The sequence below is a fragment of the Stappia indica genome (assembly GCF_009789575.1).
GTDB classification, from domain to species: Bacteria; Pseudomonadota; Alphaproteobacteria; order Rhizobiales; family Stappiaceae; genus Stappia; species Stappia indica_A.
Genome location: NZ_CP046908.1, coordinates 2,216,072 through 2,240,121 on the forward strand (window position 1 = coordinate 2,216,072; position 24,050 = coordinate 2,240,121).

Sequence of the window (24,050 nt, forward strand, 5' to 3'; positions counted from 1 at the left end):
CCCGTTCGGGTTCCTGCAGGCGGGCAAGCCGGCTGCGGTTACAGGCGGCCGTAACCGCCACGGCCATGGCCGCCCCAGCCGTCACCGCGGCCGCGGCCGATCGGTGCGCGGCCGACGACCTGGCCCGAATAGGCGTCCACCACCAGGCGCTGCGGGATGCCGCGATAGCCGCGGGCATGGGCGACATAGACATGGCCGCGATGGCGCAGGCGGCTGATGTCGCGGAAGCCCTGGCGGTGCAGACGGTTGACGATCTGGCGCGGGCCGAGCCGGTCGAGCCGGTAGCCGCGCCGGTTGTGGCGGTGGCCGACCAGCTGCACCTCGACGCTGGCACCGCTGGAGGCGCCGGCCGGGCCGGAGCCGATGCGGAGGTCGAGCGCCTGGGCGCTGGGAACCGAAAGAACGACGCCAAGGGCGGCGACGGCGGCAAGAAGCGACTTCCTCATGGATCTGTCTCCTGTTGGGGCGCGTCAGCGCCGGTTGACGATCCAAAGATGCGCTCGCCCGCGTGAACCCTCCCGGAAGGCTCCGTTCACCTGCCGTTCAGGTCGAAAATCCGTTTGCCGCGCCGGTCCCGGGCGGCCCCTTGCCGCCCTCTTGAAAGCCGATTTCGCCCTCCCCATCTCGTAAGTCGCGGGCGCCACGAACGGGCCCGCACACGGTTCCCCTCCCGGCCATGACGGCGGGACACAACGGAACCGGCACCATCATCTGTTGCTCAACGAGAGGACACACCGATGCGTCACTTCGATTTCAGCCCGCTTTATCGTTCCACCGTCGGCTTCGACCGCCTGCTCTCCATGCTCGACAGCACCACGGGCCAGGAGACGCCGAGCTATCCGCCCTACAATATCGAGCGCACGGGCGAGAACGCCTACCGCATCACCATGGCGGTGGCGGGCTTCGGCGAGGCCGACCTGACGATCGAGGCCAAGGAGCACACGCTGTCGGTCAAGGGCGAGCGCGCCCAGGAGACCGAAGCCGGCGAAGTGCTCTATCGCGGCATCGCCTCGCGCGCTTTCGAGCGCCGCTTCCAGCTCGCCGACCATGTCGAGGTCAGGGGCGCCAGCCTGGAGAACGGCCTGCTGCATATCGACCTTGCCCGCGAGATCCCGGAGGCGATGAAGCCCCGCAAGATCGAGATCGGCAAGGCCGGCCAGAAACAGATCGAGAAGCAGATCGAGGGCAGCACCCACTAAAGATCAGGCCCTGAAGGCTCCGACACTGACACCCGGCAGGCGCGGCCCTCGCGATCCCCCCTCGGCGAGAGACACGCCTGCCCCCCGCGCCCGGCCTTTCCCAAGGTCGGGCGCTTTTCGTTCTGGCCGGCCTTTTTCAAGGCCGGGCGCTTTTCGTTCGGGACACCCCGTCAGCGCGAGAGTTCGAACTGGATCTCGATACGGTTGTAGCCGGCCTTGCCGCCGCGCCAGTCGTGATAGACTTCCCGGCTCTGACCCGACAGGTGGTGCCGCGTCTCGCCGACGGCGCGCAGCAAGGGCGCGTAGCCCTGCGTGAACAGGGTCCGGACCGGCCCCAGATGCACGGCGGACGCCACCATGATCGGCTCCAGATGCAGAACCTCCAGCGGACCGTCATAGGCACCGGCGTCCGCCACCGGCAGGCAGATGCGCCAGTCGAACGCGGTCTTGCCGTCGCGCGGCAGGTTCTGCGCGATGAAGGTCCACGGCCCCGCCGCCGCAAGGCCGGCGCGCTGGCGCTCCGCCTCGATCTCCGCCGACAGGTCGGCGGCGGCCGATGCCACCTCGGGAATGGTCAGCCTTCGGGCAATCGACAGGACATGCATGTCCTCGGTGGGATGGATCTTCATCGGCAGTCGCTCCGGTCGTCGGGATGAAACCGGCGCGAGGCTAGCCCCGTTCGGCTTTGCGCCAATCCGAAACGCGAAAACGCTTTCCAAATTTCCAGCAAGAAAAGCCGCGCGCGGAGAAAATTCTTCCCCGCAGAGCCGCCCCTTACCCCCCGGCGACCTCCAGGAAGCGCGCGACCTCCTCGGTCGTCGTCGCGAAGGACGTCACCAGCCGCACGCCGGAAAGCCCCTCGCCCGCCTCGATCTCCGGCCATTCGTAGAACGCCGCGCCTGCCTCGCGCAGCCGCGCGATGGTGGCAAGGTCGAGCACCGGAAACACCTCGTTCGCCTCGACGCGATGGGCCAGCGCATGGCCGCAGGCCGTGAGCCCGTCGGCGAGCGCGCTCGCCATCGCATTGGCGTGGCGGGCGCTATCCAGCCAGTGGCCGTTCTCCAGATAGCCGTCGAGCTGGGCCGCGACGAAGCGCGACTTGGAGAACAGGTGCCCGGCGCGCGAGCGGTGCGCGGCAAGATCGCGCAAGGCATCCTGGTTGAACACCACGATCGCCTCGGCGCACCAGCAGCCGTTCTTGGTGCCGCCGAAGGACAGGACGTCGATCCCCGCCTTCCAGGTCATCTCCGCCGGGTTGCACCCCAGATGCACCAGCGCGTTGGCGAAGCGCGCGCCGTCCATGTGGCAGACGAGATCGCGTTCCTTCGCAGCCCTCGTCAGCGCCGCCAGCTCATCCAGCGGGTAGACCGTGCCGCACTCGCTCGCCTGGGTCAGGCTCACCGCCACCGGCGTGCCGAAGCGGCTGCCGGCCGGGTGCTTGGCCAGTTCGCGCGAGAGGCCTTCAGCCGAGATCCGCCCGTTGCGCGTTTCCACCGGCACCATCTTCATGCCGTGCGAGAAGAACTCCGTCGCCCCCCACTCGTCGCACAGCACATGGGCGATATCGCTGGTCAGCACCAGCCCGCCGGGCCTTGCGCAGGCCGCCATGGTCAGCGCATTGGCCGCCGTGCCGGTTGCGGTGAACCAGACCGTGAGGTCGTCCTTCTCGAAGATCTCGCGAAACCGGTCGCGAACCTTGAGGGTGAGCGGGTCCGTGCCGTAGGCCGGCGCGGCGCCCGTGTTGTGGCGGACCATGGCATCCATTACCGGCTGCGAGGCACCCGCCCAATTGTCGCTGGCGAAGATCATGGCGCGATCTAAGACCGCCGCGCGCGGCCTTGCAAGCCCGTCCGCATGCCTCTCCTGCACCCCTCCCCCGCCCTTTGCAGGCGCGGCGGGCACCGGCAACCGACAGATTCTTTCCTTCCCGCCACAACAGCATTGCATTAATGACAAAAGCCCCCGGCCATGGCGCAAGAAATAGTTTTGCGCGGGCTTGCAAGCCGCTTGCTCCCCCACCGGAAATCTGGCATTGTGCGCCTCCGCCAGATAGGACAGGATTACTGTCCCTTTTGGCCGGAAGGGAAGCGGCCGGGGCTGGCCGGCTTCCCGCGCCGCGCCCGCGGCACCCCGTCGGACAGGGCTGAACGCATCCGACGGCTGATCGCAGGCGGCAGCGTGTGCTACAACAGGTCGCGGGATCCGCCGGCGCATTTTCCGGCGTATGACTGCGGCATGCGGGGCATACGCCCTTGCCGGTGCGAAGCACCGAAACGGATTGCCGGCGGATGTCCCGCGAGGGGACGCGAACCGCCGGAACAGGCGGACCGAAAGGGCGGGTCCGCTTCACTGGTCAGCGTCAGGGCGAACGCCCGTTCGACGGACGAGCCGGGCTCCTCGATCACGAGAGAGCGCGACCCGAACGGAGAAGGACGGTCCCGGCGCAGGATGAAAGAGGGCAGACATGAGCAAGACCGAAGCGATGATCGAGGCGCTGGACTTCGTGACCGAAACCGCACCGGCCAAAGCAACGACTGCCCGCAAAACGCTGAACGAGCGACGCGAGGAAGCCGCGCGATCGGGCCTTTACAACCCTGCGCGCGAGCATGATGCCTGCGGCGTCGGCTTCGTTGCCCATCTCAAGGGCGTTCCCTCCCACCGCATCGTCTCCGACGGGTTGCAGGTGCTGGAAAACCTCACCCATCGCGGCGCGGTCGGTGCCGATCCCCTGATGGGCGACGGCGCCGGCATGCTGGTGCAGATCCCGCACGACTTCTTCGTCGCCGAGGCGAAGGATCTCGGCATCGACCTGCCCGAGCAGGGCCGCTACGGCGTCGGCTTCCTCTTCCTGCCGCAGGACCCGGCGCTGCGCCGCGTCTGCGAGGAGATCGTCGAGCGCGTCATCAACGCGGAAGGCCAGGCATGCCTTGGCTGGCGCGATGTGCCGGTCGACAATTCCTCCCTGTCCAAGGCGCCCGACATCGCGGCGACCGAGCCCTGCTCGCGCCAGGTGTTCATCGCCTGCCGCGACTGCGAGACCGAGGACGATTTCGAGCGCCGCCTCTTCGTGCTGCGCAAGGTGATCTCCAACACCATCCGCGCCGAGACCGACGCGGTCGGCCGCGGCTTCTATATCGTCTCCCTGTCGAGCCGGACGCTGGTCTACAAGGGCATGTTCCTGGCCTACCAGCTCGGCGCCTATTACGCCGACCTGAAGGACCCGCGCTTCACCTCGGCGCTGGCGCTCGTCCACCAGCGCTTCTCGACCAACACCTTCCCGTCCTGGGATCTCGCCCATCCCTACCGGATGGTCGCCCATAACGGCGAGATCAACACCCTGCGCGGCAACGTCAACTGGATGGCCGCCCGCCAGGCGAGCGTGTCCTCGCCGCTGTTCGGCGACGACATCTCCAAGCTGTGGCCGATCTCCTACGAGGGCCAGTCCGACACCGCCTGCTTCGACAACGCGCTCGAGTTCCTGGTGCGCGGCGGCTACTCGCTCGCCCATGCGGCGATGATGCTGATTCCCGAGGCCTGGGCCGGCAACCCCTTGATGGACGAGAACCTGCGGGCCTTCTACGAGTATCACGCCGCCCTGATGGAGCCGTGGGACGGCCCGGCCGCCGTCGCCTTCACCGACGGCCGCCAGATCGGCGCGACCCTCGACCGCAACGGCCTGCGTCCGGCCCGTTACGTGGTGACCGACGACGATTTCGTCATCATGTCGTCCGAGGTCGGCGTGCTGCCGGTGCCGGAAGAGAAGATCATCCGCAAGTGGCGGCTGCAGCCGGGCAAGATGCTGTTGATCGATCTCGAGGAAGGCCGGATCATTTCCGACGACGAGATCAAGCGCCAGCTCTCCACCGCCAACCCCTACAAGGACTGGCTGCACCGCACCCAGATCGTGCTGGAGGAAATGCCGGCGGTGCGCGGCCGTGCGCCGGTCGCGGCCGAGACGCTGCTCGACCGCCAGCAGGCCTTCGGCTACACCCAGGAAGACATCAAGCTCCTGATGCATCCGATGGCGACCGTCGGCCAGGAAGCCATCGGCTCGATGGGCACCGACACGCCGATCTCCGCGCTCTCGGACAAGCCGAAGCTGCTCTACACCTATTTCAAGCAGAACTTCGCCCAGGTCACCAACCCGCCGATCGACCCGATCCGCGAGGAGCTGGTGATGAGCCTCGTCTCCTTCATCGGGCCGCGGCCGAACCTGTTCGACCTCAAGGGCCTGGCCACCTCAAAGCGTCTGGAGGTTCGCCAGCCGATCCTCACCAATGACGACCTGGAGAAGATCCGGACCATCGGCGACACCGCCGACAACCAGTTCTCGGCCAAGACGCTCGACATCACCTACGACGCCTCCAAGGGCGCGGACGGCATGCGCGAGGCGCTCGACAACCTGTGCGCCAATGCCGAGAAGGCGGTGGTCAACGGCTACAACATCGTCATCCTGTCGGACCGCCTGGTCAGCCGCGGCCGCATCGCCATCCCGGCGCTGCTGGCGACGGCCGCCGTGCACCATCACCTGATCCGCAAGGGCCTGCGCACCTCGGTCGGCCTGGTGGTGGAGACGGGCGAGGCGCGCGAGGTGCATCACTTCTGCGTGCTGGCCGGCTACGGCGCGGAGGCGATCAACCCCTATCTCGCCTTCGAGACGCTGCTGCAGCTGCATGCCGAGCTCGACTTCCCCGAAGAGGTCGACGCCGACGAGGTCGTCTACCGCTACATCAAGTCGATCGACAAGGGCATCCTCAAGGTCATGTCCAAGATGGGCATCTCGACCTACCAGTCCTATTGCGGCGCCCAGATCTTCGACGCGGTCGGCCTGTCGACCGACTTCGTCAACGAGTATTTCTTCGGCACCGCCACGATGATCGAGGGCATCGGCCTTGCCGAGGTCGCCGAGGAGACCACCCGCCGCCACGCCGTCGCCTTCGCCGACGTGCCGGTGCTGCGCCGCTCGCTCGATGTCGGCGGCGAATACGCCTACCGGGTGCGCGGCGAGAACCACCTGTGGACCCCGGAAGGCGTCGCCTTCCTGCAGCACGCGGTGCGCTCCAACCTGCCCGACCAGTATCGCGAGTTCGCCCGCGAGACCAACGAGCACAACGGCCGCTTCACCATCCGCGGGCTGTTCCGGGTCAAGACCGCCGAGGATACCGGCCGCGCGCCGATCTCCATCGACGAGGTCGAGCCGGCGGCCGAGATCGTCAAGCGCTTCTCCACCGGCGCCATGTCCTTCGGCTCGATCTCGCGCGAGGCCCACTCGACGCTGGCCGTCGCCATGAACCGGATCGGCGGCAAGTCGAACACCGGCGAGGGCGGCGAGGAGCCGGAACGCTACCGGCCGCTGCCGGACGGGTCGCAGAACCCGATGCGCTCGGCGATCAAGCAGGTCGCCTCGGGCCGCTTCGGCGTGACCACCGACTATCTCGTCAACTCGGACATGATCCAGATCAAGGTGGCCCAGGGCGCCAAGCCCGGCGAGGGCGGCCAGCTGCCCGGCCACAAGGTCGACGCGGTGATCGCCAAGGTCCGTCATTCGACGCAAGGGGTGGGCCTGATCTCGCCGCCGCCGCATCACGACATCTATTCGATCGAGGATCTGGCGCAGCTGATCTACGATCTGAAGAACGTCAACCCGGCGGCCGACATCTCGGTCAAGCTGGTGTCGGAAGTCGGCGTCGGCACGGTTGCCGCCGGCGTCGCCAAGGCGCGCGCCGACCACATCACCGTGTCCGGCTATGACGGCGGCACCGGCGCCTCGCCTCTGACCTCGATCAAGCATGCCGGCAGCCCCTGGGAGATCGGCCTTGCCGAGACCCAGCAGACCCTGGTGCTCAACGGGCTGCGCTCGCGCATCGCGCTGCAGGTCGACGGCGGCCTGAAGACCGGGCGCGACGTCATCGTCGGCGCGCTGCTGGGGGCCGACGAGTTCGGCTTCTCGACCGCGCCGCTGATCGCCGCCGGCTGCATCATGATGCGCAAGTGCCACCTGAACACCTGCCCGGTCGGCATCGCCACCCAGGATCCGGTGCTGCGCAAGCGCTTCAAGGGCGCGCCGGAGCATGTGGTCAACTACTTCTTCTTCGTCGCCGAGGAAGTGCGCGAGATCATGGCCGCGATGGGCATCGCCCGCTTCGACCAGCTGATCGGCCGCACCGACCTGCTCGACCAGGAGAAGATGATCGACCACTGGAAGGCGCGCGGCCTCGACTTCTCGCGCATCTTCCACATGCCCGAGGCCCCGGCCGAGGCGAAGCGCTGGACCGAGCGCCAGAAGCACCCGATCGACGACGTTCTCGACCGCCGCCTGATCGCGGCCGCCGAGCCGGCGCTGGAGCGCAAGGAGCCGGTCGTGATCACCGAGACCATCGGCAATGTCGACCGCTCCGCCGGTGCGATGCTGTCGGGCGAGGTGGCCAAGCGCTTCGGCCACAAGGGCCTGAAGGGCGGCACCATCGACGTGCGGCTGACCGGCACCGCCGGCCAGGCCTTCGGCGCCTTCCTGGCGCGCGGCATCACCATGACGCTCGAGGGCGACGCCAACGACTATGTCGGCAAGGGCCTGGCGGGCGGCAAGCTCGTCATCCGTCCGAACCCGAAGAGCGCCGCCGATCCGGACTACTCGATCATTGCCGGCAACACCGTGCTCTACGGTGCGACCGAGGGCGAGTGCTACATCCGCGGCATCGCCGGCGAGCGTTTCGCGGTCCGCAACTCGGGCGCCATCGCCGTCGTCGAGGGCGTGGGCGACCACGGCTGCGAATACATGACAGGCGGTGTCGTCGTCGTGCTCGGCTGGACGGGACGCAACTTCGCCGCTGGCATGTCGGGCGGCGTGGCCTATGTGCTGGACGAGGACGGCTCGTTCCGCAACCGCTGCAACCTCGCCATGGTGGACATCGAGCCGGTCCCGGAGGAGGACGACCTCCTGGAGAAGCTCCACCACCATGGTGGCGACATCGAGCACAAGGGCCGCGTGGACCTGTCTGCCGACATGACGCGGCACGACGACGAGCGGCTTCGCCAGATCATCTCCAACCACATCGCCCATACCGGCTCGGCCTGGGCGCAGGAGATCCTGGAGAAGTGGGACGAGTTCCGCCCGAAATTCGTGAAGGTGATGCCGGTCGAGTACCGCCGCGCCCTCAGGGAAATGGAAGAAAAGCGGCTCGGCCTGGTGGCGGCCGAGTAAGGGAGACGAGAGATCATGGGAAAAGTTACCGGTTTCCTGGAGATCGACCGGCAGGAACAGAAGTACCAGCCGGCCTCCGACCGCATCCGCCACTTCAGGGAGTTCACCCTGCCGCTCGAGGACAAGGAAGTCGAGCGACAGGCTGCCCGTTGCATGGATTGCGGCGTGCCCTATTGCCATGGGCCCGTCGGCTGTCCGGTCAACAACCAGATCCCGGACTGGAACGACCTGGTCTATAACGGCGACTGGGAAGAGGCGGCGCGCAACCTGCACTCGACCAACAACTTCCCGGAGTTCACCGGCCGCATCTGCCCAGCCCCGTGCGAGGAAGCCTGCACGCTGAACCTCGAGGACGTGCCGGTCGCCATCAAGACCGTGGAACAGGCGATTGCCGACAAGGCCTGGGCCGAAGGGTGGATCCGCCCCGAGCCGGCGCCGTTCCGCACCGGCAAGACGGTCGCCATCGTCGGCGCCGGTCCCGCCGGCCTTGCGGCTGCCCAGCAGCTGGCCCGCGCCGGCCACACGGTGCATGTCTACGAGCGCGAGCCGCGCGCCGGCGGGCTGATGCGCTACGGCATTCCCGACTTCAAGATGGAAAAGCACTATATCGACCGACGCGTCGAGCAGATGGAAGGCGAAGGCGTCGTCTTCCATTACGGGGCCAATGTCGGCGTCAACCTGACGGTCGACGAGCTCAAGCAGCGCCATGATGCGGTGCTGCTGACCGTCGGCGCCGAGCGTCCGCGCGATCCCGAGCTTCCGGGCATGGACCTTGCGGGCTGCATGTACGCCATGCCGTTCCTGGTCCAGCAGAACCGCCGCGTCGGCGGCGAGGACGTCTCGGCCGAGCAGCCCTACTGGGCCGGCGGCAAGCATGTCGTCGTCATTGGCGGCGGCGACACCGCCTCCGACTGCGTCGGCACCTCGTTCCGCCAGGGCGCCCTGTCGGTGACCCAGCTCGACATCCGCCCGCGTCCGCCGGAGAAGGAGGACAAGCTGACGGTCTGGCCGTACTGGCCGACCAAGATGCGCACCTCCTCCAGCCAGGCGGAAGGCGCCGACCGCGAGTTCGCGGCCGCCACCCTTGCGCTCGTCGGCGAGGACGGCCACGTCACCGGCGTCAAGTGCGCCCGCGTCGACGAAAAGCGCCGGCCGATCCCGGGCAGCGAGTTCATCCTGCGCGCCGAGCTGGTGCTGGTCGCCATCGGCTTTGCCGGGCCGATGGAAGGCACCTACCTTGCCGAGCTCGGCGACAGCATCGAGCGCGACGCCCGCACCAACGTCAAGGCGAACACCCAGGACTACAAGACGTCCATCGACGGCGTCTTCGCCGCCGGCGACGTCCGCCGGGGCCAGTCGCTGGTGGTCTGGGCGATCCGCGAGGGTCGTCAGGCCGCACGGGCCATCGACCTGCATCTGACGGGCAGCTCGAACCTGCCGCGCTGACCGGAGCGATTTTGCAAGGCTTAGGGCCGTTTAGGACGGGTTTTCGCAAGATCTCGCAAGATTTTGCAAAATCGTCTCAAAAAAAGATGAGCAATATCAAAGGGAAAGGCGCCGCTTGCGGCGCCTTTCTCAATTTCTCGAGGCGGAAAACCGCACTTGTCCCCGCCCGGCCGACGCCGCAAGGCGTCCCTTATCCCCTGCCGCGAGGCAGAGCCGGGCGCTGGTTTATCCCCGTGACGGTCAGGCCGCGCGGATGCTCGACAGGAAGCCGCCGACCTGCTCGCGCAGCGCCTCGGACAGGTGGGCAAGTTCGGAACTGGCGCCGCGGATCTCGTCCGTCGCGGCCCGGGTCGAGCCGCTGGCGCGGCCGAGCGCGTCCATGCTGGAGGCGACATTCTCCGTGCTTTGCGTGGCGAACTCGACGCTCTGGCTGATCTCGCCGGTCGCCGACATCTGCTTCTGCACCGCCTGCAGGATCGTGTCGGAGATCGAGTGGATGCGCTCCACCGTGCCGGCGATGGAGCGGATCGCCCCGACCGCCTGCTCGGAGACCTGCTGCACCGCCTCGACCTGCTGCGAGATATCCTCGGTCGCCCGCGAGGTCTGCCCCGCCAAGGTCTTGACTTCATTGGCAACCACGGCAAAGCCGCGGCCCATTTCCCCGGCCCGCGCCGCCTCGATCGTGGCGTTCAGCGCCAGGAGATTTGTCTGGTCGGCGATCTGCTTGATGAGGTCGACCACCTCGCCGATGGCCCGCCCGCTCTCCGCCAGCCGGCCGACGATGGCATCGGTCGAACGCGATTCCTCCACCGCCGCCCGCGCCATTTCCGCCGCCTGCTCCATCTCCCGGCCGATCGACAGGATCGACTGGGTCATCTCGTCGGCCGCCTCCGCCGCCGTCGAGACCGAGCTGGAGGCCTGGATCGAGGAGCCCGAGGCGTCCTCCACGGCGCTCGCGGCCATGTCGACCGCCCCGTCGAGATCCTTGGTCAGATGCGCCACGCGCCCGGCCGCATCGCCGAGCCGGTGGACGACGCCGACCACCGTCTGCTCGAATTCCGCCGCCACCTGGTTCAGCGTCTCGCCGCGCTGGCGCGCCATGCGCTCCTGCTGCTCCAGCGCCTCGCGCGCGTCCTGCTCCGCCTTTTGCGAAAGCCGCACGCGGAAATCCGCCACCGAGCGGGCGATGGCGCCGATCTCGTCGCGCCGTTCCGCACCGGCCACCGTGATGTCGAAATCGCCGTTCGACAGGGCAATGAGCCCTTCCTGAAGTGCCTTCAGCGGCCGCTGCACCCCCATCGCCAGCCAGAAGGCCAGCGCCAGGAAGGCGATGCCGACGGGCGTGCAGACCAGCGCGATCTCGACCATGTTGTCGAGGATCAGCCCGTCGAGCTTGGCGGTGGCGGCGGGGCCGAGAAACTCCTGCGCCTGCACCGGGTCGCCCAGTGCCGACAGCAGCGAATGGCGGAACACGTAGAAGGCATAGCCCGTGCCGGCCATCATGATGAGCGCCGCGGTCGCGACCATGAGCAGGAAACGGCCCGTCACGGTAAGGGACAAGAAGGCGGAGCGGGAAGATGCCATGTTCGGGACCCGGACTATATTGCGAGGTCGTCAGGCTTCCCGAAAAACGTGAAAATTTAGGTAATTACGTAAATACACGGAGGGTGACGGCCCCGTGGCGGCGGCCACCGGTCAGGGCGCGGCGCTGCGGAAGTCGTCGACCCGCCCGTTCTGCGGCGCAATCGGCGTGCCTTGCACGATCAGCTGGTATTGCGGCGTGTCGACGACCGGCGCGTTCCTGGCGTTCTCGCCGCCGGCCAGCACCGTTTCAGGCGCGCCCTGACGCCCGGTCAGCACGATGAAATTGGGATCGTCCTCGACGCCCTCGAAGGCGAAGGCTCCGGACGAGCCGAGGATGCGGGCAATCGAGCGCTCGGCGAAGAAGGCGATCTTGCGCCGGCCGTGCCAGGTGAAGCCGATGCCGTCGGCCGAGCGCAGCTGCCGGCGCGTGCCTTCGACGTCCGGACCGTAGGAGGTGTAGCCACCGTTCTCGTCGAGGAAGACGTCCCACACGTCCACATAGATGGCATTCGCGGCTTCCGCGCGCTGCTTGGCGACCGTGTTGATATGGGCGAAATCGTTGCGCCGGGCGACGCCCTTGGGCGGCGGCAGGCCGACCCAGACGACCGGCGTGCGCTGCGCCCGCGCGGCTCCGATCAGATCGCCGATCCGCTGGCCGTAAAGGGCATTCCACGCCTTGCTGCGGAACGGCGCGGTGCCGGTCTCCGTCGTGATGTCGCGCACGTCGAGCGAGCCGATCAGCACCACGATGGCCGCAACGCGCCGCCCCTGGATGATGCCGCGGACCCGGTCGCCGAGCGTTGCCGCGCCTGCGCCTGCAAGGCCGGCATCGGCGATGGACAGGCTGTCGACGCGCACCGACGGCACTTCCGAATAGGTTGCCTCCAGCCCTTCCGCCAGCTCGCCGGCCAGCCCGTCACCGACCACCAGGACCACCCGCGCATCGGCCTCCTTCGGCACCTCGACGACGACCGGCCGCGCCGGCTCGCGCGAGGGCTGCAGCCGCTGGCGCGGCTCGCGCTCCTGGATGCGGGTGCGGCGCCGGCTGTTCTCGACGCCGAACAGGCGCAGCAGCGGCGACAGCGGATGGAAGTTGGAGTTGCGCGAATCTCCCGGCTGGACGATGGGCCGGCCGTTCTGCGCCAGGGCCGAAACCGGGCCGAAATCGGCCACGTTGCCGGGCCGAAGATCCGGCAGCAGCAGGCACAGGGCCGCGACCAGCGCCACCAGCGCAGCCAGCCGGAAACGGCCGCGCGCCGAAGGGCGGGCGGGCCTGTCGGGACGGCTCCCTGAGATGGACGCGAAGATCGTCATGGTCTCGATTTTAAGGCCCTTGCAGCAGGAAGGGAACAGATTCCGATTCCCAGGTCGGAATCGCCCGCCTGTCGCGATCCTTCAAGACCGCTGCAGCCGGCCTTGCCATAGCAGGCCCGCACCCACTTTTCGGAGCAGGACATGATCTTCAGATACTCGATCCTCTATGTCGACGACGTCCCGGCGACGCTCGATTTCTACGAGCGCGCCTTCGCCCTGCCGCGCGGCTTCCTGCATGACAGCGGCGACTACGGCGAGCTCGCGACCGGCGAGACGCGCCTTGCCTTTTCCTCCAAGACCCTGATGCGCCAGCTCGGCAAGTCGCCGGCCGTGGCCGATGCGAAAGCACCGGTCTTCGAGCTCGCCTTCGAGACGGAGGACGTGCCCTCGGCCCTTGAGCGGGCGCTGGCCGCCGGCGCCACGCTGGTGCAGGACGCACGCCGCGAGGAGTGGGGACAGACCACCGCTTATGTCAGCGATCCCAACGGCTATCTGGTGGAAATCTGCTCGCCGGTCCAGTTGCCGAGCGCCGGCTGACAGGCAAGCTCCAGAAGGGCGCGATCCCGGCGCAGCCGCTCCGGGCTCGCCCCGAACCAGCGGGCGAGGTCCCGCGTCATGTGTGCCTGGTCGGCAAAGCCGCACGCCGCAGCTATCTCCGCCAGCGGAGCCGCGCCGGCCAGTTGCCCGGCCGCCCTGCGTGCCCGCCCCAGCAGGCGCCAGTGGTCGGGCGGCGGCAGGCCCCGTTCGCGGAACCGCCGCTGCAGCGTGCGCGGCGACAGGCCGAGGCCGCGCGCGGCGGAGGCAAGGGTCTCGCCCGGCAAGGCGAGCAGCACGATCGCGGCGTCCACATCGTCGTGTCCGCCGTGCCGGTCGACCAGCGCATTGCCGAGGATTTCCGCCGCGCCGTCGCCAGGTCCGAGGAGGGCATCGCGGGCGATCGCCTGCAGCACCGCCGGCCCGACGGCGGCGCCCGGCCGCAGCCGGTAACCGTCGATGCGGGTTCCGGCCGCAAGACAGGCCGTCCGCGGCCCCGCGTCGAAATCGGTCAGCACCACGTGCGGCGCCTCGCCGGGCGCCCGCAGCACCAGCACGTCGCGGCAACCGTCGGGAAGGACGGGGGAGCACTCGGCCCCCTCCGCCAGATGCTGCCAGGCGAGGAAGACGGCCCCTTCCGACACCGGCTCAGCGTCCGCTGCGGATGTGCTCCAGCAGCGCCACCGAGGCGTAGCCGTCCGGGATCAGGCCGGCCGCCGTCTGATAGGCGCGGATGCCGCGCCGGGTTGCCGGGCCGACCTGCCCGTCCGCCGTGCCGACGGAAAAGCCGCGCCGGTTGAGCAGCGTCTGCAGTTCCTCCGCCTGCGGCTTCGACAGCGGCAAGGCATCGCGCTGCCACTGGCGGGCGAACGGCTCGCCGCCGCGGATCCGGTCGGCAAGATGGCCGACGGCCAGCGCATAGGCGGTGGCGTTGTTGTAGCGCTTGATGACGAAGAAGTTCTTCAGCATCAGGAAGGCGGGACCCGAGGCGCCGGCCGGCAGCACCAGCTCGGCATTGTCGGAGGGGCGCGGGAAGTTGCGGCCGCCGGGCCGGCGCACCCCGATCCGCGCCCAGTCGCCGAGCGTGCGGTCGGTATCGGCCAGCGTATAATCGAAGCCGCGCGGCAGCTCGACCTCGTAGCCCCAGGTCTTGCCGCCCTGCCAGCCGTGCTTTTTCAGATAGTTGGCGGTGGAGGCGAGCGCATCGGGAATGTTGGTCCAGATGTCGCGCCGGCCGTCGCCGTCATAGTCGGAGGCATATTGCTTCCAGCTGGAGGGCATGAACTGGGTATGGCCCATGGCGCCGGCCCAGGAGCCTTCCATCCGGTCGGGCGAAACGTGGCCGGCATCGAGGATCTGCAGCGCCGTCACCAGCTCGCGCTGCCAGAACTCGCGCCGGCGCGGCGCGGCATAGGCCAGCGTCGCCAGCGCCCGCACCACATAGTGCTTGCCCATGAAGTTGCCGTAGTTGGTCTCCATGCCCCAGATCGCCACGACCGCGTGGCGCTCGACGCCGTAGCGGCTCTCGATCACCGCCAGCTCGCGCGCATAGGTCTGCAGCATCTGGCGACCGTTCTCGACGCGCGTGTCGGAGACCGCGCTGTCCAGGTACTCCCAGATCGGCTTCACGAATTCCGACTGCCGGTTCATGAGCCGGATCGTGTCCTCGTCCGGGGTCATGCCCTGGAACGCCCGGCGATAGGTCGCCTGCGACACGCCGGCCGACCGCGCCGTCGACCAGAATCCGTCGACCCAGCGGGTAAAGCCGGCATCGGCCATCGCCGCGCCGGCCGGCAGGCATAGCGTCAGGGCAAGTCCGAGCGCGCCGGCCAGCCGCCGCGCGGTACGGGCCGGCCCCTTTGCATGGCTCTGAAGCAAAAACATCAACACTCCTGATCGTCTCCCGGTGGAACGGCCTGCTTGCGGTGTGCAGACCCGGTTCCCTCGCCCCCCGACGCCCCGGATTTCCGGACCGGACCGACAGGCCGGCCGCACCGCCCCTGTCGGCAAGTATGCCTCAGTGGCGGAATCTCAACCCCGCCTCGATCGTGTTCGAATTGTAGCTCGATCCCGCATTGCTCGAGATGAAGCGGCGGAATGTGTAACGGCCCTGCAACGCCACGTTGGACGTCAGCGCCCAGGTCAGCGCGGTGGTCGCCCGCGCTTCCTGCTCGGTCAGCACGAGGCCGGTATAGTCGCGCCAGGTGTAGCCGACGCCGACCTCGCCGCTCAGCGCATCGCTGAAGCCGTGCGCCAGCCGCAAATCGCCCGAATAGGCGACCGAGCCCGGCGTTCCGGCCAGCGAGGACGGCGCGAAGCTGGTATTGGCCAGCGCCGTCACCGTGGTCAGCCGGGTCGGCGACCAGACGAGCGAGCCGTCCACCGTCATGCCCTCCAGCCGCGCCAGGCGGGCGTCGTCCAGCGTCTCGCTGCGCCAGCCGACGGCGATATCGCCGGAGATCTTGCCGCCATTGTCGAAGGCAAGGCCCGCCCTGAGGCCATAGCCGGAGGAATCGCGGTCCTCGCACAGCGCGAGATTGTCGCAAGCGTCCATGTAGCGGCGGGCCAGCAGGCTCGCTTCGGCAAAGGGCGTCACCGTCGCGCCGGTATTGCCGTCGACGCGCAAGGTCGCGGTGAACAGCGCATTGTCGCGGTCGCGATTGGCCGCTGCCCCGCCCGCGCCCTGGTAATAGGTCGCATCCACCTCGCCGCGCAGCTCCGCGCCGACGAGACCGAGGTCCCGGCGCAGCGCCAGTCCGCCGCCGAGCGTATGGATTTCCTGGTCGCCGCCGGCCGATTCGGCCGTGCCGCGGTCCTGCATCGACAGACCGTAGCTGCCCGAAATGTCGATCTCGCTGCGCTCGCCGACTTCCAGCCGCAGCAAGGCATCGCTCGACACGTTGGGATCGGCCTCGAGCCCGCTGTCGGGATAGCCGGTATAGCTGCCGCGGAAATTGATGCCGAGGCTGTGCCGCGACCAGTCGGACTGCACCCTGAGGCTCGGCGCGATGCGATAGGTCGCGCCGCTGTCGCCATTGGCATCGCCCGCCCGGTTGTCCGACCAGCCGAGGCCGGTGAACAGTTCCGGATAGAGCAGGAAGGAGCCGACGCGCATGCCGCGCGGCTCGTCCCGCGTCGTGTCGCCGGCATAAGCGGTGTTGGCGATGCGCCCGCCGCCGGCCAGCGCCGAGCGCCTCTGCACCGCGCGCAGCCGCTCGGAAAACGGCTGGACCGGCTCGGCCCGTCCGGTGGTTGCCAGCGCCTGCGGCTCCTCGCCCGCGCCCGGGCCGATCTCGGAAATCGTGCCGCGCGTGCCGGCCCGCCCCTGCGCGGAAACGCCGTCCTCGCGGCCCAGCGGATCGACCCCGTCCTCCGCCTCGCCGTCGAGCCCGGCATCGGTGGGCGCGCCCAGCGGCGCGGAGCCGAACAGCGAACCCGAGCCGGGCGCCGAACCGGAGCCAGAGCCGAAACCGGTGTCCTGCGCCTGGACGCGCGCGGCCATGGGCAGCTGCGCGGAAAGCAGCGCCATTACGGCTAGGGCGGAAAGGGCGGTCCGTGTCATTCTCGATCCAGAAGCGACATGCGGCCGGGCTGCGGCCTACTTTGGCCACGATAATGGTCTGTTAAGGTTAACGGAGCGTTGAGCACGCCGTGGCGGCGCTTCGCCCACCGCCCTTGCGAAAGCCCCCGGCTGGGGGGTAAGACGGGCGCAACCGAACATCGACACGGCCGGATCCGCTTCATGACCGCACCCTTAGCCCTCGACGCCTCCCCCGCCAGCGCCGGCCAGGACGCCTGTGCCTCCGCCCTGCGGACGATCGAGACCGAGGCAGCGGGACTGGCGACGCTGAAGGCGGCGCTCGGCAACGGCCTGTCGGAGCCCTTCGCCCGCGCGGTTGCGACCATCGCCGCCGCGCGCGGCCGGGTGATCGTCACCGGCATCGGCAAGAGCGGCCATGTCGGCGCCAAGATCGCCGCAACGCTCGCCTCCACCGGCACGCCGGCCTCCTTCGTCCATGCGACGGAAGCCAGCCACGGCGATCTCGGCATGATCACCGACAACGACGTTGTGCTGGCGCTATCCTGGTCCGGCGAGACGCAGGAACTGGCCGCGACCATCGCCTATACGCGCCGTTTCAAGGTGCCGCTGGTCGCCATCACCTCGCGCGCCGAAAGCGCGCTGGGAACGGCCGCCGACATCGTGCTGGCGCTGCCCAAGGTCGAGGAGGCCTGCCCGCACGGCCTGGCGCCGACCACCTCCACCATCCTGCAGATGGCGACGGGCGACGCGCTGGCCATCGCGCTTCTGGAGGCGCGCGGCTTCACCGCCCAGGATTTCAAGGTCTATCACCCCGGCGGCCGCCTCGGCGCCAGCCTGCTGCATGCCCGCGACGTGATGCACGGCGGCGAGAAACTGCCGCTCGCCACCCCGGCGACGACCATGCGCGACGCCATCGTGCTGATCACCCAGAAGGGCTTCGGCGTACTCGGCATCGTCGACGAGGCCGGACAGTTGGTCGGCATCATCACCGACGGCGACCTGCGCCGGCATCTCAGCCACGATTTCCTCGACAAGACCGCCGGCGACGTCATGACCCGCGCACCGAAGACCATTCCCGGCGACATGCTGCTGGCCTCGGCGATGGAGTTCCTCAACCGGACCTCGATCACCGCCGTCTTCGTCGTCGAGGACGGCCGCCCGGTCGGCATCATCCACCTGCACGATCTGCTGCGGCACGGTGTCGCTTGAGGCATTCTTGACGCGAAGCGGCCGTCACCCTCGCGATTTTTTCCGATTACGCAGCGAATTTCCCGTCCTCCCTTTAGGGATTGATTAGCCACGCCCTGCCTATGATCGCCTCCAGGTCCGCAACCGGACCACGGGTTTGTTCGGAGAGTGGCACGGCATGGATCTCGGTTCGATCATCGGCATCGTTGCAGCATTTGTGGTCGTCCTCATCGCCATCATGCTGGGCGGCAACCTCACGCAGTTCATCGACGTCCCCTCCATCCTGATCGTCATCGGCGGCGGTTTCGCCGCGACCCTGGTGCGCTTTCCGCTGGCCGGCATCGGCGGCGCCTTCGTGGTCGGCGGCAAGGTCGCCTTCACCCACAAGAAGTCGAGCCCGCGCGACCTGATCGAGGAGATCAGCACCCTTGCCGACATCGTCCGCAAGTCCGGCCCGCTGGGCCTGGAAAATGTCGAGGTGAGCGATCCGACGCTGGCCAAGGGCGTGCAATACATCGCAGACGGCTACGAGGGCGAGTTCATCAAGGACGCCATGGAGCGCGACCGCGATCTTTACCTCGACCGGTTGCAGGAGGGGCGCAAGGTGTTCAAGGCGCTCGGCGATTCCGCCCCCGCCTTCGGCATGATCGGCACCCTGGTCGGCCTGGTGCAGATGCTCGCGACCATGGACGATCCCTCGACCATCGGTCCGTCGATGGCCATCGCGCTGCTGACGACGCTCTACGGCGCCTTGATCGCCAACGTCATCTGCCTGCCGCTGGTCGACAAGCTCGATTCGAAATTCGAGACGGAAGAGGTCAACCAGACCCTCGTCATCGACGGCATCCTGCAGATCCGCGAGAACAAGAGCCCGGCCCTGATCCGCGACATGCTGATCGCCTACCTGCCGGAAAAGGCCCGCGCCGAGTTCGCGGAAGCCGCCTGATCCACGGCACGACACCTCACGCGACGGAGACCGGCGCATCATGGCCAGAAAGAAGAACGCAGGCGGCGGCGGTGCCCCGGAATGGCTGGTCACCTTCGCCGACCTGATGTCCCTGCTCGTGTGCTTCTTCGTGCTGATCATCTCCTTCTCGATCCAGGACAAGCAGAAGCTGCAGATCGTCGCCGGCTCGATGCGCGAGGCCTTCGGCGTCAAGGAAACCTCCCGGCGCACCGGCATCATCGAGGTCGAGGGCATCCCGGTCCGCGACTACATGAAGGACATCACCCAGGTTCCCGAAGAGCTCGATTCCGACTTCTCGCAGGAGCGCCACGAGCAGCGCCGCAAGCAGGGCCCGGAAGCCAACACCCACGACGTGCGCAAGTCGGACATCGAGCATCCGCGCCAGTTCGCCACCGCCGCGGCCTCCCTGCGCCAGGCCTGGCAGGAAATGCCCGACATCACCGAGATCTCCTCCAACATCATCCTGGAGGAGACCGAGGAGGGCCTGAACATCAGCCTCGTCGACCAGGACGGCCGCTCGATGTTCCCGGAAGGCTCGAAATATCCGTACGAGCTGACCCGCCGGCTGCTGGCGAAGATGGCCCCGGTCATCGGCCGGATGCCGAACCGCATCCAGATCACCGGCCACACCACCTCGGGCGGCATCGCGATCAACCCGAGCTACACCAACTGGGAACTCTCGGCCGACCGCGCCAATGCCGCACGCCAGATTCTCACCGAATACGGCGTGCCGGCCGACCGGTTCTACGGCGTCGTCGGCAAGTCCGACAGCGAGCCGCTGTTCCCCAACGATCCCTATCTCGCCGCCAACCGCCGCATCGGCATCCTGTTGATGCGCGAGGAACCGCCGATCCCGCTCGGCCACAATCCGTAAGGGCGAGGGCCGGACGACGGCAGGAAGACGCAGCCGAACACGACGAAGGGCCGGGAATTCCCGGCCCTTTCGCGTTGTTTGCGCTTGTTTTTTTGCGGCAGGCGGTCCGGGCGCCCGTGCCGGTCAGCTCTCGAGTCAGCTCTCGACGGGCGCGACCACCAGCGTGCTGCCGTCGACCCCGACCACGCGGATGCGCGTGCCGGCCGGGCAGTCGAGCCCGCTCACCCGCCAGACGCTGTCGTCGACCCGGACCGAGCCCTGCCCGCCGGAGATCGGCGCGGCCAGCACGAATTCGCGGCCCACCATGCGCGCGCCGCGCTGGTTGAGCCCGGCCTCCTCGCCCTCGGTGCCTTGCCGGCGCATGTAGATGCGCCCCATCACGACGGCGACCACCGACAGCAATCCGAACAGCACGATCTCGAGCTGCCAGGGCATTTCGACCAGGATCGCCAGCGTGCCGACGACGATGGCCGCAAGCCCGAACCACAGGAAGAACGTGCCCGGCGCCAGAACCTCGAGGCCGAGCAGGAGCAGACCGCCGATCCACCAGATCCACGGGCCCAGCTCCATGACCAGACGCTCGATCATGCTCATCCCCGCGGCTCGCTGCCGTCACGCGAAGGCCCGCTGGTCGTGGGCACGCTGCCGCGCGTGCGCGACGACGAGCGGTCGGTGCCGAAGGCCTCCTTGGCGATCTCGGCGATGCCCGAGAGCGAGCCAAGGATGGCGGTGGTCTCGGTCGGCAGGATCAGGAGCTTCTGGTTGGGCGAACGGGCGAACTGGCCGAGCGCCTCCACATATTTGTTGGCGACGAAATAGTTGATCGCCTGCATGTCGCCGGCGGCAATCGCCTCGCTGACCATGCGGGTCGCGTTGGCCTCGGCCTCGGCGGAGCGTTCCCGCGCCTCCGCGTCGCGGAACGCGGCCTCGCGCCGGCCTTCCGCCTCCAGGATCAGCGATTGCTTCTCGCCTTCCGCCTGCAGGATCTCCGAGGCCCGCTTGCCCTCCGCTTCCAGGATCGAGGCGCGCTTTTCGCGCTCCGCCTTCATCTGCCGGCCCATCGCCTCAACGAGGTCCCGCGGCGGGTTGATGTCCTTGATCTCGATGCGGGTCATCTTGATGCCCCAGGGCGAGGCCGCCGCATCCACCACCCGCAGCAGGCGGGCGTTGATCTCGTCGCGGTTGGACAGCAGCTCGTCCAGGTCCATCGAGCCCATGACCGAGCGGATATTGGTCATGGTCAGGTTGAGGATCGCGTTTTCCAGGCCCGAGACCTCGTAGGCCGCGCGCGCCGCGTCCAGCACCTGGTAGAAGGTGACGCCGTCGGCGCTCACCGTGGCATTGTCGCGGGTGATCACTTCCTGCGTCGGGACGTCGAGCACCTGCTCCATCATGTTGATCTGATGGCCGATGCGATCCACGAAGGGAACGATGATGTTGAGGCCTGGGTTCAGCGTCTTGCGATACCGGCCGAAGCGCTCGACGGTGTAGTTGTAGCCCTGCGGCACGGTCTTGACGCCTGCCAGGACCACAAGGACCAGCAGGACGAGCAGCACCAGCACGAGGATATCGAAACCGAAAAGGCCTTCGAGCATCTTGCGTCACCTTCACCAGGGCCGCACTGCCGTGCGGCGGAACGGATTGCAGGCCGGTCGCGCGCAGCCGGACGGCCCGCCGTTACATGTACCCGGCGGGCCCCGATCTGCAAGCGCAAGCGTCATGCGATGGTGAAGAAGACCGCTGCTAACGGCGGGTCGAACGGCTCAGATCCAGCCGGACAGCTCGCGCTGCACCAGGGTCCGGATCACGTTCATGCCGTCGTCGCTGTCGTTGAGGCACGGGATATGCGCGAAATTGTCGCCGCCATTCTCGTGGAAGATCTCCCCGGCCTCGCCGGCGATTTCCTCCAGCGTTTCCAGGCAATCGGCGACGAAACCCGGGTTCATCACCGCGATGTTGCGGGTGCCGGCCTTGGCCATCGCCTCCACGGTCTTGTCCGTGTAGGGCTGCAGCCACTCCTCGGGACCGAAACGCGACTGGAAGGTGATCTTCAGCTTGTCCTCGGACCAGCCGAGCCGCTCGCGCAGCAGCCGCGTCGTCTTGTGGCAATGGCAATGATAGGGATCGCCCTTGCGGAAATAGGACTGCGGGATGCCGTGATAGGAGGCGATCACCGTCTCGGGCTCGAAATCGAGGCCGGCAAGCGTCTTCTCGATCGAACTGGCCAGCGCGTCGATATAGACCGGGTCGTCGTGATAGGGCGGCACGGTCCGCAGCGCCGGCTGCCAGCGCAGCTTCAAAAGCTCGCGGAACACCACGTCGTTCACGGTCGCCGTGGTCGAGGCCGAATATTGCGGATAGAGCGGGAAGACCAGCAGGCGGTCGCAGCCCTCTTCGCGCAGCTTCGCCAGCTTGTCCGGGATCGAGGGCTGACCGTAGCGCATCGCCCAGTCGACCACGATGCGCTCGTCGACGCCGGCCATGGCGGCGGCGAGCTTGTCCGACTGGGAGCGGGTGATCGTGCGCAGCGGCGATTCGTCGAGCTCCCGGTTCCAGATCTCGTCGTAGGCCTTGCCGGATTTCTTCGGCCGCGTGTTGAGGACGATGCCGAAGAGGATCGGATACCACAGCGCCTTCGGCCACTCGATCACGCGCTTGTCCGTCAGGAACTCCTTCAGATAGCGGCGCATGGAGCGGAAGTCGGTGCCGTCGGGCGTGCCGAGATTGACGACGAGAACGCCGATCTTGCCCGCCTTGACGCCGGGATGGCCGGCCGGCAGCTGCACCTTGCCCATCTCGCGACGTCTCGTTTCCCGCTCGCTGTCGTCCATCACGCTCATGCTGTCCATCTCGTTCCCGATCACATTCCGGTCCGGCTGAGCGGCACATAAGGCGCAGAAGCCGGATGGTCTATATCCTAGTTGTTTGTACGCAGGCCCTGCCCGGAAGGTTCATCCGCAAGCGCGACAGGCTGACGCAGGCAAACAATCGCTCCAGCCCTACGTCCGCGTTAACGGTCCTTTCAAAACAGATCGTCAAAATTGTCGATACTACCAAGGCTCGGCCATGGCTCCCGGTTGCGGGAGGTGCCTGCAAGCCGTCTACCGGGAAGAGATGCCGTGAAGAACGAGAAGGTCCTTCTCATCGAGGACAGCGCATTCACGCGCCGGCTGTTGCGCGGCATGCTGAAGGATCTCGGTTTCCAGGCCGTCACCGAAGCCTCCGATGGCCTGGAGGCCGAAAAACTCCTGAAACTGCACCGTTTCGATGCCATGCTGATCGACTGGCGCATGCCGCGGCAGGACGGCGCCGAGTTCCTGGCACGGCTGCGCGCGCACGACAATCCGGTCACCGCCGCGACGCCGGCGATCATCATCAGCGCCCATGTCGACCTGGCGCTGCTGCAGAAGGCGGCAACGCTCGGCGCCCAGTCGGTGGTCGTGAAGCCGTTTTCGCTGCAGGTCCTCAAGTCGCATATCGACGCCGCCCTCGCCCGGCCGATCGACCGCGCGGTGCCCGACGCCAGATCCGGCGCCCGGCCGGCGGCGCAACCCGAGCCCGTTGCCGTTCCCGAGCCGGGGCCTGCCCCGGAAGACGACGCCTACGAAGTCGTCTTCCTCTAGAACCGGGCTAGGCCAGCCAAGTCAGGCCCGTTCACTCGCCGCGATAGCGCTCGGCGACGCGGAACCAGAACTCGACGATGGTGTGCAGCACCTCGCTCATGCCGGCCAGGCTGTCGGCCTTGGTGACGACGGCATTGGCGCCTGCCGCGTAGGCGCGGCGGATGGTCACCGGATCGTCGGCGGTGGTGAAGACGCAGACCGGCACCGCGCTGAGCCGGGCATGCTGGCGCAGCTTGGCCAGAAACTCGGTTCCCGTCATCACCGGCAGGTTGAGATCGAGCAGAATGAGATCCGGCGCGGGAGACCCGGCCGCGACCGCCCGGTTGAGATGGTCGAGCGCCTCGGCACCGTCCGAGGCGACTTCGAGACGCACCGGCACGCTGGAGGCCCTCAGCGACTGGCGGATGATGGTCACGTCGTCCGGATCGTCCTCGACCAGCAACACGAAAGCGCTGTCGGCAGCCTTCTCCGCTTCATCCTGCATGGTATCGCTCGTCCGCACCTGAGGCCGTCCGTCGGCCATCGCCATCGGGTCCCGTGCAACCGGGGTCCCCTTGCATAGGCCAGGGCGTTGCAACT

Annotated in this window: 20 protein-coding genes; 8 read left to right on the plus strand and 12 right to left on the minus strand. The window is 67.9% G+C overall.

The features are described from left to right. Positions 1-38: 38 nt before the first annotated feature. Positions 39-446, minus strand: coding sequence for a hypothetical protein (locus GH266_RS10420; RefSeq protein WP_158193849.1), 408 nt, complete (start codon positions 444-446; stop codon positions 39-41). Positions 447-737: 291 nt separating this feature from the next. Between GH266_RS10420 and GH266_RS10425 the strand changes: the two genes are divergently transcribed. Then, positions 738-1,199: an Hsp20 family protein gene (locus GH266_RS10425; protein WP_158193850.1), complete on the plus strand. Its 462-nt coding sequence runs from the start codon at positions 738-740 to the stop codon at positions 1,197-1,199. Between the two features lie 170 nt (positions 1,200-1,369). Here GH266_RS10425 and GH266_RS10430 read toward each other — a convergent pair whose 3' ends face one another. Further along, positions 1,370-1,828 (minus strand): GyrI-like domain-containing protein, encoded by a 459-nt coding sequence (locus tag GH266_RS10430; protein ID WP_158193851.1) that lies wholly within the window; start codon positions 1,826-1,828, stop codon positions 1,370-1,372. Positions 1,829-1,973: 145 nt separating this feature from the next. Then, the gene (locus tag GH266_RS10435; protein WP_158193852.1) at positions 1,974-3,008 is read right to left on the minus strand and encodes a threonine aldolase family protein; all 1,035 of its coding nucleotides are present in this window, start codon (positions 3,006-3,008) and stop codon (positions 1,974-1,976) included. A 673-nt stretch (positions 3,009-3,681) separates the two neighbouring features. Between GH266_RS10435 and gltB the strand changes: the two genes are divergently transcribed. After that, positions 3,682-8,400, plus strand: coding sequence for a glutamate synthase large subunit (gene gltB, locus GH266_RS10440; protein ID WP_158196145.1), 4,719 nt, complete (start codon positions 3,682-3,684; stop codon positions 8,398-8,400). A gap of 15 nt (positions 8,401-8,415) precedes the next feature. Beyond that, positions 8,416-9,846, plus strand: a complete 1,431-nt coding sequence (locus GH266_RS10445) for a glutamate synthase subunit beta (RefSeq protein WP_158193853.1) — start codon at positions 8,416-8,418, stop codon at positions 9,844-9,846. A gap of 240 nt (positions 9,847-10,086) precedes the next feature. Here the strand turns inward: GH266_RS10445 and GH266_RS10450 are convergent, their stop codons facing one another. Next, positions 10,087-11,430 (minus strand): methyl-accepting chemotaxis protein, encoded by a 1,344-nt coding sequence (locus GH266_RS10450; protein WP_209001576.1) that lies wholly within the window; start codon positions 11,428-11,430, stop codon positions 10,087-10,089. Positions 11,431-11,541: 111 nt separating this feature from the next. Continuing rightward, positions 11,542-12,744, minus strand: coding sequence for an SGNH/GDSL hydrolase family protein (locus tag GH266_RS10455; protein WP_158193854.1), 1,203 nt, complete (start codon positions 12,742-12,744; stop codon positions 11,542-11,544). 141 nt (positions 12,745-12,885) lie between these two features. Here GH266_RS10455 and GH266_RS10460 point away from each other — a divergent pair, with 141 nt between their 5' ends. Next, the gene (locus tag GH266_RS10460; RefSeq protein ID WP_158193855.1) at positions 12,886-13,281 is read left to right on the plus strand and encodes a VOC family protein; all 396 of its coding nucleotides are present in this window, start codon (positions 12,886-12,888) and stop codon (positions 13,279-13,281) included. On the opposite strand, the gene GH266_RS10465 is transcribed toward GH266_RS10460, so the two are convergent. From GH266_RS10465 to GH266_RS10475, 3 genes are all read right to left on the minus strand, one after another. Beyond that, positions 13,233-13,922 (minus strand): AraC family transcriptional regulator, encoded by a 690-nt coding sequence (locus GH266_RS10465; RefSeq protein ID WP_158193856.1) that lies wholly within the window; start codon positions 13,920-13,922, stop codon positions 13,233-13,235. The two genes, GH266_RS10460 and GH266_RS10465, sit on opposite strands and share 49 nt — an antisense overlap. Before the next feature lie 4 nt (positions 13,923-13,926). Continuing rightward, on the minus strand, positions 13,927-15,162 hold the full coding sequence (locus GH266_RS10470; protein ID WP_158193857.1) for a lytic murein transglycosylase: 1,236 nt from the start codon (positions 15,160-15,162) through the stop codon (positions 13,927-13,929). Between the two features lie 133 nt (positions 15,163-15,295). Next, complete coding sequence (locus tag GH266_RS10475) at positions 15,296-16,840, minus strand: outer membrane beta-barrel protein (RefSeq protein ID WP_158193858.1); 1,545 nt, start codon at positions 16,838-16,840, stop codon at positions 15,296-15,298. Between the two features lie 180 nt (positions 16,841-17,020). Here GH266_RS10475 and GH266_RS10480 point away from each other — a divergent pair, with 180 nt between their 5' ends. The 3 genes from GH266_RS10480 (at position 17,021) to GH266_RS10490 (ending at position 19,848) form a co-directional block, all read left to right on the plus strand. Continuing rightward, positions 17,021-18,028 (plus strand): KpsF/GutQ family sugar-phosphate isomerase, encoded by a 1,008-nt coding sequence (locus GH266_RS10480; RefSeq protein WP_158193859.1) that lies wholly within the window; start codon positions 17,021-17,023, stop codon positions 18,026-18,028. Positions 18,029-18,185: 157 nt separating this feature from the next. Then, positions 18,186-18,953, plus strand: coding sequence for a motility protein A (locus GH266_RS10485; protein ID WP_158193860.1), 768 nt, complete (start codon positions 18,186-18,188; stop codon positions 18,951-18,953). Between the two features lie 40 nt (positions 18,954-18,993). Then, positions 18,994-19,848: an OmpA/MotB family protein gene (locus GH266_RS10490; protein WP_158193861.1), complete on the plus strand. Its 855-nt coding sequence runs from the start codon at positions 18,994-18,996 to the stop codon at positions 19,846-19,848. A 135-nt stretch (positions 19,849-19,983) separates the two neighbouring features. On the opposite strand, the gene GH266_RS10495 is transcribed toward GH266_RS10490, so the two are convergent. The 3 genes from GH266_RS10495 to hemH all read right to left on the minus strand — a co-directional run bounded on the left by GH266_RS10495 (position 19,984) and on the right by hemH (position 22,688). After that, positions 19,984-20,436 carry an NfeD family protein gene (locus tag GH266_RS10495; RefSeq protein WP_209001577.1) on the minus strand — a complete coding sequence of 151 codons (453 nt, stop codon included), beginning with the start codon at positions 20,434-20,436 and terminating at the stop codon, positions 19,984-19,986. 2 nt (positions 20,437-20,438) lie between these two features. Beyond that, entirely contained in the window at positions 20,439-21,443 is a 1,005-nt protein-coding gene (locus tag GH266_RS10500) for an SPFH domain-containing protein (RefSeq protein WP_158193862.1), read from the minus strand. A 168-nt stretch (positions 21,444-21,611) separates the two neighbouring features. Next, complete coding sequence (hemH, locus tag GH266_RS10505; RefSeq protein WP_199270501.1) at positions 21,612-22,688, minus strand: ferrochelatase; 1,077 nt, start codon at positions 22,686-22,688, stop codon at positions 21,612-21,614. Positions 22,689-22,967: 279 nt separating this feature from the next. Between hemH and GH266_RS10510 the strand changes: the two genes are divergently transcribed. Then, positions 22,968-23,471 (plus strand): response regulator, encoded by a 504-nt coding sequence (locus tag GH266_RS10510; RefSeq protein WP_158193863.1) that lies wholly within the window; start codon positions 22,968-22,970, stop codon positions 23,469-23,471. A gap of 31 nt (positions 23,472-23,502) precedes the next feature. On the opposite strand, the gene GH266_RS10515 is transcribed toward GH266_RS10510, so the two are convergent. Then, positions 23,503-23,955, minus strand: a complete 453-nt coding sequence (locus GH266_RS10515) for a response regulator (protein ID WP_158193864.1) — start codon at positions 23,953-23,955, stop codon at positions 23,503-23,505. Positions 23,956-24,050 lie beyond the last annotated feature (95 nt).

What these genes read in the sequence shown, in the direction of transcription:
- GH266_RS10420 (WP_158193849.1), bottom strand. Translation starts at nt 446, where the DNA reads ATGAGGAAGTCGCTTCTTGCCGCCGTCGCCGCCCTTGGCGTCGTTCTT.
- GH266_RS10425 (WP_158193850.1), top strand. Translation starts at nt 738, where the DNA reads ATGCGTCACTTCGATTTCAGCCCGCTTTATCGTTCCACCGTCGGCTTC.
- GH266_RS10430 (WP_158193851.1), bottom strand. Translation starts at nt 1,828, where the DNA reads ATGAAGATCCATCCCACCGAGGACATGCATGTCCTGTCGATTGCCCGA.
- GH266_RS10435 (WP_158193852.1), bottom strand. Translation starts at nt 3,008, where the DNA reads ATGATCTTCGCCAGCGACAATTGGGCGGGTGCCTCGCAGCCGGTAATG.
- gltB (WP_158196145.1), top strand. Translation starts at nt 3,682, where the DNA reads ATGATCGAGGCGCTGGACTTCGTGACCGAAACCGCACCGGCCAAAGCA.
- GH266_RS10445 (WP_158193853.1), top strand. Translation starts at nt 8,416, where the DNA reads ATGGGAAAAGTTACCGGTTTCCTGGAGATCGACCGGCAGGAACAGAAG.
- GH266_RS10450 (WP_209001576.1), bottom strand. Translation starts at nt 11,430, where the DNA reads ATGGCATCTTCCCGCTCCGCCTTCTTGTCCCTTACCGTGACGGGCCGT.
- GH266_RS10455 (WP_158193854.1), bottom strand. Translation starts at nt 12,744, where the DNA reads ATGACGATCTTCGCGTCCATCTCAGGGAGCCGTCCCGACAGGCCCGCC.
- GH266_RS10460 (WP_158193855.1), top strand. Translation starts at nt 12,886, where the DNA reads ATGATCTTCAGATACTCGATCCTCTATGTCGACGACGTCCCGGCGACG.
- GH266_RS10470 (WP_158193857.1), bottom strand. Translation starts at nt 15,162, where the DNA reads ATGTTTTTGCTTCAGAGCCATGCAAAGGGGCCGGCCCGTACCGCGCGG.
- GH266_RS10475 (WP_158193858.1), bottom strand. Translation starts at nt 16,840, where the DNA reads ATGACACGGACCGCCCTTTCCGCCCTAGCCGTAATGGCGCTGCTTTCC.
- GH266_RS10480 (WP_158193859.1), top strand. Translation starts at nt 17,021, where the DNA reads ATGACCGCACCCTTAGCCCTCGACGCCTCCCCCGCCAGCGCCGGCCAG.
- GH266_RS10485 (WP_158193860.1), top strand. Translation starts at nt 18,186, where the DNA reads ATGGATCTCGGTTCGATCATCGGCATCGTTGCAGCATTTGTGGTCGTC.
- GH266_RS10490 (WP_158193861.1), top strand. Translation starts at nt 18,994, where the DNA reads ATGGCCAGAAAGAAGAACGCAGGCGGCGGCGGTGCCCCGGAATGGCTG.
- GH266_RS10495 (WP_209001577.1), bottom strand. Translation starts at nt 20,436, where the DNA reads ATGATCGAGCGTCTGGTCATGGAGCTGGGCCCGTGGATCTGGTGGATC.
- GH266_RS10500 (WP_158193862.1), bottom strand. Translation starts at nt 21,443, where the DNA reads ATGCTCGAAGGCCTTTTCGGTTTCGATATCCTCGTGCTGGTGCTGCTC.
- hemH (WP_199270501.1), bottom strand. Translation starts at nt 22,688, where the DNA reads ATGAGCGTGATGGACGACAGCGAGCGGGAAACGAGACGTCGCGAGATG.
- GH266_RS10515 (WP_158193864.1), bottom strand. Translation starts at nt 23,955, where the DNA reads ATGCAGGATGAAGCGGAGAAGGCTGCCGACAGCGCTTTCGTGTTGCTG.